Below are 14,089 nucleotides of genomic sequence, written 5' to 3' on the forward strand. Positions count from 1 at the left end.
TTGCCCGAGCAGATGGCTCAGGTGCTGGGGGAGTACGAGCGCCATCTGCGCCGTGAACGCGACCTCACCGACCACACCGTGCGCGCCTACGTGGGCGATATCGCCAGCTTGCTGGATCACTGTGCCAGGCTGGGCCACACCGACGTCGGGTCCGTCGACCTGCGCGCCCTGCGCAGTTGGTTGGCCAAGCAGCAGTCGATGGGCAAGGCGCGCACCAGCCTGGCGCGGCGGGCGACGGCGGCTCGTGTGTTCACGGCATGGCTGGCGCGCACCGCACGCATCGCGACCGACGTCGGGGCCCCACTCGGCTCGCCCAAGGCCCACAAGACCCTGCCGGGAGTGCTCCGCGTCGATGAGGCCGAAGCGCTGTTGACCGCCGCGACGGCTGCGGCCGAGGACGGTCCGGTCGGACTTCGCGACGCGGCGATCTTGGAGTTGCTCTACGCGACCGGGATCCGTGTCGGCGAACTCGCGGCCCTCGATATCGACGACGTCGACCGTGGTCGCAACGTCGTACGCGTCTTCGGCAAGGGCCGCAAGGAGCGCACGGTGCCGTTCGGCACGCCTGCGGCAGGCGCCCTTGACCGTTGGCTCTCCACCGGCAGGTCGCAGTTGCGCCGCGAAGGCTCCGGCCCGGCCCTCTTCCTGGGGGCTCGAGGTGGCCGGATCGACCAGCGTGCCGTACGCGGTCTCGTCCACCGACGACTGGCAGACGTGCCCGGTGCGCCCGACCTCTCTCCGCATGGACTGCGGCACTCGGCAGCGACGCATCTGCTTGAGGGTGGTGCCGACCTGCGTTCGGTCCAAGAACTCTTGGGGCACTCCTCACTCGCGACGACGCAGCGTTATACCCACGTCTCCACCGATCGGTTGCGTCGCGCCTTCCAGCAGGCCCACCCGCGCGCCTGACGTCGGGGCAGTTGCCCAGCCCCGAGCCGAGCGTGGCAACGGTCGAGCCGAGCGTCCTTGTGCGCCTGGGAGACGCGGCACCGGCTCGTCACGCCACAGCGGCAGCAGCCTGATCGGCCCGCCGCCCACCAGCCGCAGCGGATCCAAGTAGGTATGGTCGCGGACCCATCCCCAATGCAGACACGAGGCCGGGAAGCAGTGTGATCCCACCCGTTCGAGGGCACCGATCACGGTTCCAGCGGGGATCCGATCGCCCACTGAGACCGAACCCAGCACCGGTTCGTACGTCGTCCGCGTGTCGCCGTGATTCACCGTCACCGTGCCTCGACCCGCGATCCTGCCGACGTGACTGACGGTGCCGGGCAGGGCGGCGCGCACCGGTTGTCCGAATCTGCCCGCGAGATCCACGCCACGATGGCCAGGGCCCCACCGGGTCACGGGTGCGTCGAAGACCGCCACCACCTTGGGCGTCGGCTGCAACGGCCAGACGCCGACCGGGTCGAGCTCGGCAGCCCCGCTGGGGATTGCCACCCACGCAACGGCGGTCAGGAGCACACTCAAGAGCACAGGGAGAAGTCGAAAGCGCATCGTGTCAGCGTGGGGCAGATCTCGGTGTGGCGCTCGTGGTCCTCACGCGCCTGTGGACAACCGGTCGGCAACGCGGTCCTGTGGAGAAGAAGTGGCTCTCCCGCGATTCGTCAGGGCGGCGATACCGGGACTAATCTTCTCGGAGCGGAGCTCCCAGGAGTTCCGACTTCGCACGTGCACAGACCGCGACGTGACTCCCTGGAGTCGCGATCGCCCGCGGGCGTCGTTCCTCGGTCCGGCTTCACAGCCGGTCGGAAGGCGTGTGTGCGTCAGGGCCGAAGGCACCCCGCCGGAGGCAACGAACTGAAAAACTACGGAGCACGTGACCCGGCTCGTCCTCGTACGCAAGGACGAGCACACCGGCGAGCGCCTCCCCACACCAGGAGATTCACCATGGCAGTCGTCACCATGCGCCAGCTGCTCGAGAGCGGCGTCCACTTCGGTCACCAGACCCGTCGTTGGAACCCCAAGATGAAGCGCTTCATCATGACCGAGCGCAACGGCATCTACATCATCGACCTGCAGCAGTCGCTCGCCTACATCGACCGGTCGTACGCCTTCATCAAGGAGACGGTCGCCAAGGGCGGCACGATCATGTTCGTCGGCACCAAGAAGCAGGCCCAGGAGGCCATCGCCGAGCAGGCGACTCGCGTCGGGATGCCGTACGTCAACCAGCGCTGGCTGGGCGGCATGCTCACCAACTTCAACACCGTGCACCAGCGGATCAACCGCCTCAAGGAGCTCGACGAGGTCGACTTCGACAACGTGGCCGGCTCGGGACGCACGAAGAAGGAACTCCTGCAGATGAAGCGGGAGCGCGACAAGCTCGACAAGACCCTCGGCGGGATCCGTGAGATGACCCGGACGCCCTCCGCGGTCTGGATCGTCGACACCAACAAGGAGCACCTCGCCGTCGAAGAGGCGCGCAAGCTGCGCATCCCGATCGTCGGCATCCTGGACTCCAACTGTGACCCCGACGAGGTCGACTTCCCGATCCCGGGCAACGATGACGCGATCCGCGCCGTCGGTCTGCTCACCCGCGTTGTCGCCGACGCGGTCGCCGAGGGCCTCGTGGCCCGCTCCGGGGCGAAGGCCGCCGAGGGCGAGGAGTCCGTGGGCGCCGAGGAGCCGCTGGCCGAGTGGGAGCAGGAGTTGCTCACCGGTGGCGCCGCTGACGCTGCTGTCGAGGCCACCGGCGGCGACGCCGCTGCCGCCGACGCGACCCCTGCCGCCGAGTCGACCGGCGCTGCCGGTGAGTCCACCGAGGCCGCGCAGGCTGCCGACGCTGCCAGCGACGAGGCGGCCGCCCCCGTGGCGTTCGCAGCGGTTGCCGGTGAGTTCGGCGAAGACTCCGCCGCCGCCAACGAAGACGGTTCGGCTCCCGAGGGCTTCACCATCAAGGGCAACAAGAACTCGATGAAGTTCCACGCCGAGTCCAGCCCGTGGTACGACCGCACGGTCGCTGAGGTGTGGTTCCGCACCGTCGAGGCCGCCGAAGCCGCCGGCTTCGTCAACGCCGAGAAGCCGGCCGAAGACTGATCACCGTGTAGCCGGCGGCGTGGCGCAAACGCCCGCCGCCGGTCACGTTCAACCCCCGATTTCCCAGGAGGAAACATGGCTATTACCGCTGCCGAAGTCAAGCGGCTCCGCGACCTCACCAGCGCGGGCATGATGGAGTGCAAGAAGGCGCTGACCGAGACCGACGGCGACTTCGACAAGGCTGTCGAACTGCTCCGCGTCAAGGGCGCGGCCAAGGCCGCCGCTCGCGGCGCCGAGCGTGAGACCGCTGCCGGTCTGGTCGCCACGTCGGGCAACGCGCTGGTCGAGCTCAAGAGCGAGACCGACTTCGTCGCCAAGAACGAGGACTTCGTCGCCGCTGCCCAGCGCATCGCCGACGCCGCCAACGCCGCGAAGGCCACCGACACCGAGTCGCTGAAGTCTGTCGAGCTCGACGGCAAGACCGTCGGTGAGGTCGTCGAGGACCTCGCGATCAGCATCGGCGAGAAGATCGAGCTGGGCGGGGTCGCGTACTTCGACGGTCCGGTCGTCACCTACATGCACAAGCGTGCCGCCGACCTGCCCCCCGCGGTGGGTGTGCTGGTCGAGTTCGAGGGTGACGAGCAGGCCGCGCGCGCCGCGGCCATGCAGATCGCGGCGATGAGGGCGCAGTACCTCACCCGCGACGAGGTGCCCGCCGACCTGGTCGAGTCCGAGCGCTCGATCGCGGAGCAGAAGACCCGCGAGGAGGGCAAGCCCGAGCAGGCGATCGCGAAGATCGTCGAGGGTCGCCTGGGTGGTTTCTTCAAGGAGATCGTCCTGCTGGAGCAGGAGTCGGTCACCGAGGCCAAGAAGTCGGTCAAGGCCGTCCTTGACGAGGCCGGTACCACCGTCAAGCGCTTCGCCCGCTTCGAGATCGGCGCCTGACGCACTCAGGCACGCACCCGAGCGCGTCAGCGATGATGAGAGCTGTGGAAAGGGGGCGGTACGACGAGAGTCGTACCGCCCCCTTGCGCATCCCGGGTCGACGCCCGATAGGTTCTTCCTGATCGAGACGCGACCACGGCGAAAGGCCCTCGGTGACGGCATACAAGCGAGTCCTGCTCAAGCTCTCCGGTGAAGTCTTCGGTGGTGGTGCCGTCGGCCTCGACCTCGACGTGATCAACGGCCTCGCGGGAGAGATCGCCGAGGTGGCCAAGGCTGGCACCGAGGTCGCGATCGTGGTCGGCGGCGGCAACTTCTTCCGCGGCGCCGAGTTGCAACAGCGAGGCATGGAGCGCGCCCGAGCCGACTACATGGGCATGCTCGGCACGGTGATGAACTGTCTGGCCTTGCAGGACCTGATCGAAAAGCATGGGGTCGAGACCCGCGTCCAGACTGCTATCACGATGGGTCAGGTCGCCGAGCCCTATATTCCGCGCCGGGCGATCCGGCACCTGGAGAAGGGGCGCGTCGTGATCTTCGGCGCCGGCGCCGGCATGCCGTTCTTCTCCACCGACACCGTGGCGGCCCAGCGTGCGCTGGAGACGCGCTGTGAGGTCATCTTGATGGGCAAGCAGGGCGTCGACGGCGTCTTCGACTCCGACCCGGCGAAGAACCCTGCGGCCGTGATGTTCGACCGGCTGACGTACGACGAATACCTCGCGCGCGACCTCAAGGTCGCCGATGCCACCGGCATCGCCATGGCACGCGACAACAACCTCGACATGGTCTTCTTCAACCTGTCGACGCCGGGGACGATCCGGCGCGCGGTGCAGGGTGAGAAGATTGGCACATTGGTGAGCCAAAGTGCCTGAGCGCTGACGGTCCACCGCCACCAGAGCACGACGACACAAGCAGGAGCAGACCCGTGATCAACTCCATCCTCAACGAGACCGACGACAAGATGGACAAGTCGGTCGAATCCACCCGCGAGGAGTTCTCCGCGATCCGGGCCGGCCGCGCGAACCCCAACATGTTCTCCAAGATCAACGTCGACTACTACGGCACGCCGACGCCGTTGCAGCAACTCGCGTCGTTCAGCACGCCCGAGGCGCGCATCGTGCTGATCGCCCCGTACGACCTCTCGCAGATCGGTGCTGTCGAGCGCGCCATCCGAGACTCGGATCTGGGCGTCAACCCGGCCAACGACGGCAAGGTGCTGCGCTGCGTGTTCCCCGAACTGACCGAGGAGCGCCGCAAGGAGTTCATCAAGGTGGCTCGCGCCAAGGCAGAGGACGGCCGAGTTGCCGTACGCAACCTGCGCCGCCACGCCAAGCAGGCCATGGAGAAGCTCGAGAAGGATGGTGACGTCGGCCAAGACGACGTCACCGGCGGCGAGAAGCGACTCGACGCTTTGACCAAGCAGCACACCGACAAGATCGACGAGTTGCTCAAGCACAAGGAAGCGGAGTTGCTGGAGGTCTGAGGCCTCGGACATCTTCATGACCACCACACCCTCTGTCCCCGCCCAGAAGGACCACGGCCGGGCCGGGCGCAACCTGCCCGCGGCGATCGGCTCTGCCGTCGTACTGCTGGGCGCGATCGCGGCCTCGCTCTACTTCTGGAAGACCGCGTTCATGTTCATCGTCGCCGCGGCGGTGGTGATCGCGGTCTGGGAGTTGCGCAAGGGGTTCCTCGCCAAGGACATCGACCTGCCCGAACAGCCACTGATGGTGGGTGGTGTCGTGATGGTGATGGTGGCCTACTTCTTCGGCTCTGCCGCCGTCATGACCGCCACGGCCGTGACCGGATTGTCGGTCATGCTGTGGCTGCTGCACCGAGGGGTGGAGGGATACGTACGCACTGCGACCGCGAGCGTGTTCACGCTGATCTATGTGCCTTTCTTGGGGTCGTTCGTGGCGCTGATGTTGGGTGAGGGGGGTGCCACTGACTTCGAACGCTGGGACGACGGCGTCAAGGGGATCATCACCTTCATCCTGGTCACGATCGCCAGCGACATCGGCGGGTATGTCGCGGGCGTGCTCTTCGGCAAGCACCCGATGGCTCCGGTGATCTCGCCGAAGAAGTCATGGGAAGGATTCGCCGGGTCGGTCATCTTCTGTGTCGCTGCTGGCTGGGCTCTGGTGGAGTTTCTCTTCGACGGGCCGATCTGGGTAGGCGTGGCGCTCGGCTTGATCGCGGTCGTGATGGCCACCTTGGGCGACCTGTGCGAATCGGTGATCAAGCGCGACCTCGGCATCAAGGACATGAGCCACATCATTCCCGGCCACGGGGGCCTGATGGATCGGCTCGACTCACTGCTCGCGACCATCGCGCCGATCTGGCTGCTGCTGCACTACACCGTCTTCGCCTCATGAGTCTCTATCTGGTCCGCCATGCCCGGCCGATCATCGACCCGGAGCGCCCGCCCGAGCAGTGGCGACTCGACCCGGCGTACCTCGGCGATATCGAGGCGATCCGTCCCCGGCTGCCGCGCAAGGCGTTGTGGGCCTGCTCGCCGGAGCCCAAGGCGGTAGACACCGCCCTGCTCCTGGGAGCCAAGCGGCCCCGCCAACTCGAAGAACTCCGCGAGGTCGAGCGCACCTGGATCGACCCGGCCGACTTCGAAGATGCCGTCCGGCGCAGCCTCGCCGATCCTGATGTCGCACCGGTCGAAGGCTGGGAGACCGGCCGCGAGTGTCAGACCCGCATCACGCAGGCCACGCGAGACCTCCTCGACGAGGCCGGGCGTGGGCACGTGGTATTGGTCGGCCACGGGACCGCGTTCACGCTGCTGGTCGCAGCACTCACCCAGACGCCGCCCGACATCCGCCGCTGGCGCTCCCTGGTGATGCCGGACCTGATCCGGGTCGACTGGCGCCAGATCGTCCGTCCGAGTGAATAACCGTCGGCGTCTCGGAATGGTCCTGATGTGACACCCTGCTGAGCATGAGCCAGCAACCGCCGAACGGCCCTGACTACGAAGGCGGCTCTCAACCGCCGGTTCCGCCCCCGGGGGATCCGGCGTACGGCGGGCCGAGTGGTCCGTACGGTCCCGGGTACGGGGGCCCGAGTGGCCCGAGTGGCCCGTACGGCGTGCCACCGGGGGCGGACCCGATCAAGCCCTGGCCGGTGATCCTGGGGGTGCTGCTCGGCGCCGTGGTGAGTTGGGTCTACCTCGCCGTGGTGCTCTTCGTAGGCTTCGCCCGCTCCTACGACGCCAGCTCTCAAGGTGAGGAAGCCGGGATCTGGTTCGCCGGGGCTTTGATTCTGGCCGTGCTCCCGATCATCGCGGCGATCGTGCTGCTGTGCATCCGGAGGACCCGTCAGCTGGGTGCGGGCTTCGTGATGGGCCTGTGCATCGGCACCATTATCGGCGCAGGAGTTTGTGCGCTGCCATGGTTCGCCATGTTCATGCCGGTCGCCTGATGTACCCCACCCTCGCGGAAGTCCCCACGCACGGGCTTTTCGTCGCTCTCGGCATCGCGGTGGCCGCGCTCGTCTTCACCGTCGAGGCCCGCCGGCGGGGCGCGACCGACGAGAGGATGCTCTACATCGTGATGGGCGCGCTGCTGGGCGGCGCGATCTTCATGCGCCTGGGCACCTGGGCTCAGCACCTCGACCCGAGCGCGAATGCCTCACTGGTGGAGCAGTGGGTCCGCGGCAACCGCTCCATCCTCGGCGGTCTGGTCGGGGCGTGGCTGGGTGTTCATGTCGCCAAGTGGGTCGTCGGCTATCGGGCGAGGACCGGAGACCTCTTTGCTCCGGCGGTCGCCGCGGGGATGGCGGTCGGAAGGATCGGCTGTTATCTCAGCGAAAGCCCCGCAGGCCGGTCCCTGCACTGGACTTTCCTCGCCGAGAGTGCCTTCCACGCGGTCGCGTTCGTCGCCTTGTGGTGGTGGCTGCGCCACCGTGACCTGCCGCCGGGGGAGACGTTTGTCTGGTACGTCGCGGCGTACGGTCTCTTCCGCTTCGGCATCGAGTTCTGGCGCGGCAACGAGGTCGCGTGGCAGGGCCTGACCCGTCCGCAGCTCTTCTTGGCGGTGACGATCCCGTTCGTGCTGGCCAGGATCTGGTGGCGGTGGCGCCGTGACGTCGAGACCACCGCACCGACGACCCAGGAGGTCCCTGCATGACGACGACCCGAGGCGCCGGGATGCCGCTGCGCGGCGACCGGATCCACCGCTATGTCAACGCGTTCTGCCCGCTGTGTCACGAGGAGCACCCTGAGCGGCCGCTGGCTGACGTACGCCGCCTCAGCGGTTGGCTCGCCGAGCGCGACGGCCGGATCTGGCTCGAGCGTGGGTGCCCCTACCACGGCCTGGTCCGCACGCTGTATGACGAGTCGCCGGAGATCTTGAGCTATCTGGAGGAGTGGACCGCGCCGACGAAGATCCACGAACCCGACATCCGTGGCAACTTCGCGCCGATTCCCAGTGCGTACGCCGACGGCCTGCCGGAGATGCAGACCCAGCACACCTGCATCCTGCTGGAAGACCTGCTCGACCACTGCAACCTCAAGTGCCCGACCTGCTTCGCCTCCTCGGCTCCCGCATTGGCGTCGGTCGCACCGCTGGAGCAGGTGCTCGCCAACATCGACACCCGGCTCGCGCGGGAGAACGGTCGCCTCGACGTCGTGATGCTGTCGGGCGGTGAGCCGACGCTCTATCCGCAGCTCGCCGAGTTGCTCGACGCGCTGGTCGCGCGGCCGGTCGTACGCATCCTGCTCAACACCAACGGACTCGCGATCGCCCAGGACGACGACCTGGTGGCACTGCTCGCGAAGCACCGCGAGCGGGTCGAGGTCTATCTGCAGTACGACGGGGAGACCGCCGAGGCGTCGGCGTTCCACCGCGGTGCCGACATCCGGCGCTTCAAGGAGCAAGCGATCGAGCGACTGTCGGTGGCCGGTGTTTTCATGACCTTGACGATGACGGCGGCGTTAGGGGTCAACGATGACGAGATCGGATTCGTGGTCAAACGCGGCCTCGACACGCCCTACGTCGGTGGGGTCACCATCCAGCCGGTCTTCGGCTCGGGTCGCTCGGCTGGCATCGACCCGATGGACCGGCTTACGCATACCGGGGTGCTCGCCCGGTTGGACGAGCAGACCGCCGGTGCCGTCACCTGGCGGGACCTGACCGCGCTGCCGTGTTCGCATCCGCACTGTTGCTCGGTGGGCTATCTGCTGCGCGACGACTCCGGCACCTGGCGTTCGCTGGTCTCGCTGATCGGTGTGGAGCGACTCAAGCAGTGGCTCGATCTGGAACCGGACGTGCTCGCCAATCGGATTGCCGACGACGCGATCCCGGCATCGCTGAAAGAAGCCGTGAAGGACTCTCTGCTCGGCCTCTTGTCGGAGCAGTCGTCGTTGTCGCACCCGAGGATCGGCAACATCTGGCGCGATATCTGCACCACTTGCGACCTCGGGATCGGGACCCTGACCACCCTGGCGGCCAGTCGGCTGCCCGGGCAGCATCAGCGGCTGCGCAAACTGCTGGGGGAGCGGGTGCTGCGGGTCACCGTGAAGCCCTTCATGGATATGAACACCCTGATCGAGGAACGGCTCACGCAGTGCTGCGTGCACGTCGGCACGGTCAACTCGCAACCTCACGACGACGGCACCCCGGTCCACCAGTGCGCGCCCTTTTGCGCCGTGCAGGCCTGGCAGCCCTTGGCCGTACGCCGCCTCTCGACCGCCACGGGGACGGGCGCGGGCGCAGAGCCGGTCACTCCATGAGCACGCCGATGGGTCACGAAGACCCGCCGAGGGGTCACGAACTCACCGATCCGCGGCTGGTCAGTCCTGATCGCGTCGTCCCCGGCGCCGAGCCGGCGTACGACCCGCTGCGGCTGTGCGTGTTCGCGACCGTTGCGCTGCTCGGCTGGATGCTGGGACCGGTCGCCCTGGTGGGGTTTGCGGCACTGGGATTCGTCGGCTATTGGCGTGCCCGGCGTGCCGGCCTCATGACCTCGAGGTGCAAACTCGGCGACACCCGACTCGTACTGCTCTATCTCGCGGCGCTGATCGTGGGCGGTGTCGTCGGTGTGGTGCAGGGTTGGTTCGTCTGGACGTGAGACGCTAGCGCCATGACGACGGAGCAGTCCGCCCCGCCGCAGCAGGCGGCCGTGGAGAAGCACACCTGGCCGCGCGACCACCCGATCTTCATCGCCATCACCGCGTTCTTCGCCGGGCTGGCATACACCTGCCTGGTGCCCGCGGCGTACGTCGGGCTGACCCGGGTTGCCTTCGACCAGGACACCGCAGACAGGCTCTTCCCTTTGCTCGCGATCTTGTTGGCGTTGCCGTTGGCGCTCCTCGTGCCAGCGCGCACGCGATGGTTCGCCAGGCACTTCCTGCTGGGGATGTTCGTCACGTCGATCGTCATCGTCGGCGTCTCCGCGCTCGTGCTGTGGCTGATGATGGCGCGCGAGGGCTGACGTGACCGAACCCAAACAACTGCCTCTCGTCTTCGAGGCCCCCAAACGCGGCAAGCCGCCACGGCACCTGGCCGACCTGACGCTAGACGAGCGCGTTGCCGCGCTCACCGAGGCCGGGCTGCCGGGCTTTCGGGCAAAGCAACTGTCCAACCACTACTTCACCCGCCTGGTCGACGACCCCGACCAGATGACCGACCTGCCCGCGGGTCAGCGCGACGAGATGGTGCACACTCTGCTGCCCAACCTGATGACCGCCGTACGCACCCAGGAGGCCGACGGGGGCACCACCCGCAAGACACTGTGGCGGCTGCACGACGGCGCGCTGGTCGAGTCGGTGCTGATGCGGTATCCCGGCCGGGTGACGATGTGTGTGTCGTCGCAAGCCGGGTGCGGGATGGCGTGCCCGTTCTGCGCGACCGGACAGGGCGGCCTGCAGCGCAACATGTCGACCGCCGAGATCGTCGAGCAGGTGATCGCCGGTGCGCGTGCCCTGCATCGCGGTGAGGTCGCCGGGGGCGACGGACGCGTCACCAACGTCGTCTTCATGGGCATGGGCGAACCGCTGGCCAACTACAACGCGGTGATCGGCGCCGTACGCCGCCTCACCGATCCGGGGCCGGCCGGTCTCGGCATGTCGGCGCGTGGCGTGACCGTCTCGACGGTCGGCGTCGTGCCCCGGATCAACCAACTCGCCGACGAAGGCATCCCGGTCACCCTGGCGCTCTCGCTGCATGCTCCCGACGACGAACTGCGCGACGAACTCGTCCCGGTCAACACGCGTTGGAAGGTGGAGGAGGCCGTCGCCGCGGCTTACCGCTTCGCCACGATCACCAAGCGGCGCGTCTCGATCGAATACGCCATGATGCGCGGCATCAACGACCAGGCCTGGCGTGCCGACCTGTTGGCCGACGTACTCCTGCGCGGAGACTGGGGCTGGGTCCACGTCAACCTGATCCCGCTCAACCCCACGCCTGGCTCGAAGTGGACGGCCAGCGACCCGGCCGACGAGCGAGAGTTCGTACGCCGCCTCGAAGCGCGCGGCATCCCGACCACGGTCCGCGACACCCGCGGTCGTGAGATCGACGGCGCGTGCGGGCAGTTGGCGGCGGCCGAGTAGGCACCTACGCGTCGCGGCACCCGTCCACGAACTCCACGAAGTTGTTCGCCATCACCTCGGATGTGAACTCCGCGAGGATCCATCGCTCGTCATTGACGTAGGTAAACAAGGCGAAGACTTCGCCGTCGGTGCTCGGCACGGCCCAAAGGCGTGCCGAGCCATGGGCTCCCCCGGTGACCCGCACTGCGGGGTCAGGGTCGTCGTTATCCTTTAAAGCGCAAACCCACTCGACACCAGGGTGATCGTTGGCCTCTTCGCCTCGAAGCCCGAGGCCTTCCGCGACGGTTGCTCCTCCGATACGAGCAAACTCGTCTGCGGTGAGGATACGGTCGATGCGCTCAGCGGCGAGACTCGCGATCTCCTCGCTCTCGAACCACGCCATCACGTCGAATTCCGACATCGACTGGTTCTTGTAGACGAGGAGGGGCGGGTACTGATCGGGGTCTTCTTGAACGACGATGCCAAGGAGAGCCTTCGTATCATCCTCTTCGTTCACCCATCGCCATTTCCCAATGTAAGTGCTCATGAGCAGGACACTGCACTAAGCGACCGACAGTCGTAACCAGAGCGACCCGGCAAACAAGCGAGCGATCGCGTGTCAGTCGCGGGGAAGTTCGTTGCGACGCAGGCGTCGGTTGGCTCCGAGCTGCGTCGCACGCTCACGGGTTCCTTCGCTGCTCTCCCTGCCTGCCTTGCCAGGAGCAGGACACAGGGCAAGCGCGCAGGAGTAGGTCGTGCCGCAGGGTCAGGGAGCCACGTCGCGCCCATCGGCGAGCAGCGCGACCGCGTCGTCGACACCCTCGACAAGGTGGACGTACGACTCCATCGCCCGCCCGCGAGCCAGCGTCTGGAGCAGCGGCCAGACCGGCAGGGTCTGGGTCCAGAACTCGTGCCCCACGAGGATCATCGGCGTCACGCGTGACTCGTCTGCGTAGTAGTTCTCGCAGGCGTCCTGGAACACCTCTTGGATCGTGCCCGCCGCGCCGGGCAGGAAGACGATCCCGCCGTCGCAGATGTGCAGCAGGATCGCCTCGCGCTGGGCGTTGCGGAAGTACTTGGCGATGGCCGTGGCGAACACGTTCGGCGGCTCGTGACCGTAGTGCCACGTCGGGATGCCCAGGCTGTCGTGCGGGTCGGGCACGTCGACTGCCAGCGTGGATCGGACCCAGGCATCGATATCGGGCCGAAACGACGGGACGGCGGCCAACTCCGCCAGCGCCTCATCAAGGGTGGCCACATCGTGTCCGGCCAGCCGCCCACCCAGGTTGGCCGCCTCCATCGCGCCCGGACCGCCGCCAGTGGCGACGACGGTGGCGGTGCCGAGACCGTGAGCGAAAAGCGCTGCGTCAACATACCTACGACTCCCACGCTCAGCGGCGTGCCCTCCCATCACTCCGACGAGCCGGCGCCCGCGGATCCATGCGGTCAGGGCCTCGTCGATCGCGTGGTCGTGCAGCACCCTGGCCAGCGCGTCCGGCTCGGCGTAGGGAAAGCGAGACCAGGCGTACGCGCGAGCGTCCAGCGAGTCGGCGTACGAACCTCCCGCGAGCACGCTGTCGTAGAGCTCGCTCGCGGTGTAGAGCGTGCTTCGCTGAGGATCGACGGGCGCCACGGGGAGACGATAGCCACGCGAGGCCCAACTCAACGCCCCGCGAGGCCCAACTCAACGGCTAGAAGGCGTGGGCGACCAGATGGGCGTACGTCTCCTCGGGGTCGACGTCCAGACCTCGTGCGCCGAACCAGCCACACACGTTGGCCACGTCGCGGTGCAGGAAGTCGAAGCCTTGCGGATTGCCGACGAGGTCGACGATCTGCGGCAGATCAATGATCACCAGGCGTTCGCCGGTCGCGAGGATGTTGTATGCCGAGAGGTCCCCGTGCACGATTCCCTCCTGCGCCATCAGGGCAAGCGCGTCGACAAGTTGATCGAAATAGGCACGCAAGAGCACCGGCGAGGGACGCGTCTGCGCCAGCCGCGGCGCCGACTCACCCTCGGTGTCGCGCACCCACTCCATCAGCACCTCGGTGCCGTCGATCTGCACTGGGTAGGGGACTGGTGCACCGAGGCGCCACAGCCGAACGAGCGCGTTCCACTCCGAGGTGGCCCACTCATACTTCGCGACCTCGCGCCCCCAGTTGGACTTGCGCTTGAGGGCACGTTCGTCGCGTGAGCGCTTGACCGAGCGGCCCTCGGTATAGGTCGCGGCGCGGTGAAACGAGCGATGGTCGGTGTCGCGATAGCGCTTGGCGGCCATCACCACCGACGTGCCGAGATGCGGATCACTGCGTTCGAGCAGGAAGACATCGGCTTCCTTGCCGGTCTTCAAGATGCCGAGTTCGGTGTCGATGGCACCGCGCGAGATATCCACCCAGTCAGGTCGCGGCTCGGGGCCGCGACACAGCGGGTCGACCTCCCACCAGGTGCTCCAGCGTTGGGTGGACTCGTCGAGTTCGTCATAGGGCCGGAATTCGAACGTGAACTCCGGGTCAAGCGAGGGGAGCGGCTCCCCGTACGCCTCGTGCGTCAACGTTGCTCCAAAGAGAAGTGATGGATGACATGCAGGGCATGTCGAGGACATTGAGGGACATGTCGCGACTCCTCTCAGACGGAAGGAA

17 protein-coding genes are annotated in these 14,089 nt (G+C 67.3%); 13 read left to right on the top strand and 4 right to left on the bottom strand.

Annotation, left to right across the window (positions count from 1 at the left end; genetic code table 11):
• The first annotated feature begins 12 nt into the window (after positions 1–12).
• Positions 13–909 carry a tyrosine recombinase XerC gene (locus V9G04_04915; GenBank protein ID MEI2712638.1) on the top strand — a complete coding sequence of 299 codons (897 nt, stop codon included), beginning with the start codon at positions 13–15 and terminating at the stop codon, positions 907–909.
• On the opposite strand, the gene V9G04_04920 is transcribed toward V9G04_04915, so the two are convergent.
• Positions 826–1,497 carry a M23 family metallopeptidase gene (locus tag V9G04_04920; protein MEI2712639.1) on the bottom strand — a complete coding sequence of 224 codons (672 nt, stop codon included), beginning with the start codon at positions 1,495–1,497 and terminating at the stop codon, positions 826–828. The genes V9G04_04915 and V9G04_04920 overlap by 84 nt on opposite strands.
• Before the next feature lie 393 nt (positions 1,498–1,890).
• Here V9G04_04920 and rpsB point away from each other — a divergent pair, with 393 nt between their 5' ends.
• The 12 genes from rpsB to rlmN all read left to right on the top strand — a co-directional run bounded on the left by rpsB (position 1,891) and on the right by rlmN (position 11,473).
• Complete coding sequence (gene rpsB / locus V9G04_04925) at positions 1,891–3,036, top strand: 30S ribosomal protein S2 (GenBank protein MEI2712640.1); 1,146 nt, start codon at positions 1,891–1,893, stop codon at positions 3,034–3,036.
• A 75-nt stretch (positions 3,037–3,111) separates the two neighbouring features.
• Entirely contained in the window at positions 3,112–3,921 is an 810-nt protein-coding gene (tsf, locus tag V9G04_04930; protein ID MEI2712641.1) for a translation elongation factor Ts, read from the top strand.
• A 152-nt stretch (positions 3,922–4,073) separates the two neighbouring features.
• Positions 4,074–4,790: a UMP kinase gene (gene pyrH, locus V9G04_04935; GenBank protein ID MEI2712642.1), complete on the top strand. Its 717-nt coding sequence runs from the start codon at positions 4,074–4,076 to the stop codon at positions 4,788–4,790.
• A 56-nt stretch (positions 4,791–4,846) separates the two neighbouring features.
• Positions 4,847–5,401 carry a ribosome recycling factor gene (frr, locus tag V9G04_04940; protein MEI2712643.1) on the top strand — a complete coding sequence of 185 codons (555 nt, stop codon included), beginning with the start codon at positions 4,847–4,849 and terminating at the stop codon, positions 5,399–5,401.
• A 16-nt stretch (positions 5,402–5,417) separates the two neighbouring features.
• The gene (locus V9G04_04945; GenBank protein MEI2712644.1) at positions 5,418–6,293 is read left to right on the top strand and encodes a phosphatidate cytidylyltransferase; all 876 of its coding nucleotides are present in this window, start codon (positions 5,418–5,420) and stop codon (positions 6,291–6,293) included.
• Positions 6,290–6,820, top strand: coding sequence for a histidine phosphatase family protein (locus V9G04_04950; GenBank protein MEI2712645.1), 531 nt, complete (start codon positions 6,290–6,292; stop codon positions 6,818–6,820). The genes V9G04_04945 and V9G04_04950 overlap by 4 nt, the downstream gene beginning before the upstream one ends.
• A 44-nt stretch (positions 6,821–6,864) precedes the next feature.
• Positions 6,865–7,344, top strand: a complete 480-nt coding sequence (locus V9G04_04955; GenBank protein MEI2712646.1) for a hypothetical protein — start codon at positions 6,865–6,867, stop codon at positions 7,342–7,344.
• Positions 7,314–8,051 (top strand): prolipoprotein diacylglyceryl transferase family protein, encoded by a 738-nt coding sequence (locus tag V9G04_04960; GenBank protein MEI2712647.1) that lies wholly within the window; start codon positions 7,314–7,316, stop codon positions 8,049–8,051. The genes V9G04_04955 and V9G04_04960 overlap by 31 nt, the downstream gene beginning before the upstream one ends.
• Positions 8,048–9,655, top strand: a complete 1,608-nt coding sequence (locus V9G04_04965; GenBank protein ID MEI2712648.1) for a radical SAM protein — start codon at positions 8,048–8,050, stop codon at positions 9,653–9,655. Before V9G04_04960 ends, V9G04_04965 begins: the two co-directional genes overlap by 4 nt.
• Positions 9,652–9,993, top strand: a complete 342-nt coding sequence (locus tag V9G04_04970; GenBank protein ID MEI2712649.1) for a hypothetical protein — start codon at positions 9,652–9,654, stop codon at positions 9,991–9,993. The genes V9G04_04965 and V9G04_04970 overlap by 4 nt, the downstream gene beginning before the upstream one ends.
• 12 nt (positions 9,994–10,005) lie before the next feature.
• Positions 10,006–10,356, top strand: a complete 351-nt coding sequence (locus V9G04_04975; GenBank protein ID MEI2712650.1) for a hypothetical protein — start codon at positions 10,006–10,008, stop codon at positions 10,354–10,356.
• A 1-nt stretch (position 10,357) separates the two neighbouring features.
• A complete protein-coding gene (gene rlmN, locus V9G04_04980) occupies positions 10,358–11,473 on the top strand; it encodes a 23S rRNA (adenine(2503)-C(2))-methyltransferase RlmN (protein MEI2712651.1) in 1,116 nt (371 codons plus the stop codon).
• Between the two features lie 4 nt (positions 11,474–11,477).
• On the opposite strand, the gene V9G04_04985 is transcribed toward rlmN, so the two are convergent.
• The 3 genes from V9G04_04985 to V9G04_04995 all read right to left on the bottom strand — a co-directional run bounded on the left by V9G04_04985 (position 11,478) and on the right by V9G04_04995 (position 14,001).
• On the bottom strand, positions 11,478–11,999 hold the full coding sequence (locus V9G04_04985; protein ID MEI2712652.1) for a hypothetical protein: 522 nt from the start codon (positions 11,997–11,999) through the stop codon (positions 11,478–11,480).
• A gap of 219 nt (positions 12,000–12,218) precedes the next feature.
• Positions 12,219–13,085: a Rossmann fold nucleotide-binding protein gene (locus V9G04_04990; protein ID MEI2712653.1), complete on the bottom strand. Its 867-nt coding sequence runs from the start codon at positions 13,083–13,085 to the stop codon at positions 12,219–12,221.
• A gap of 58 nt (positions 13,086–13,143) precedes the next feature.
• On the bottom strand, positions 13,144–14,001 hold the full coding sequence (locus V9G04_04995; protein ID MEI2712654.1) for an RIO1 family regulatory kinase/ATPase: 858 nt from the start codon (positions 13,999–14,001) through the stop codon (positions 13,144–13,146).
• Positions 14,002–14,089: the final 88 nt, after the last annotated feature.

This window comes from Nocardioides sp. (assembly GCA_037045645.1).
Classification (GTDB): Bacteria; Actinomycetota; Actinomycetes; order Propionibacteriales; family Nocardioidaceae; genus Nocardioides.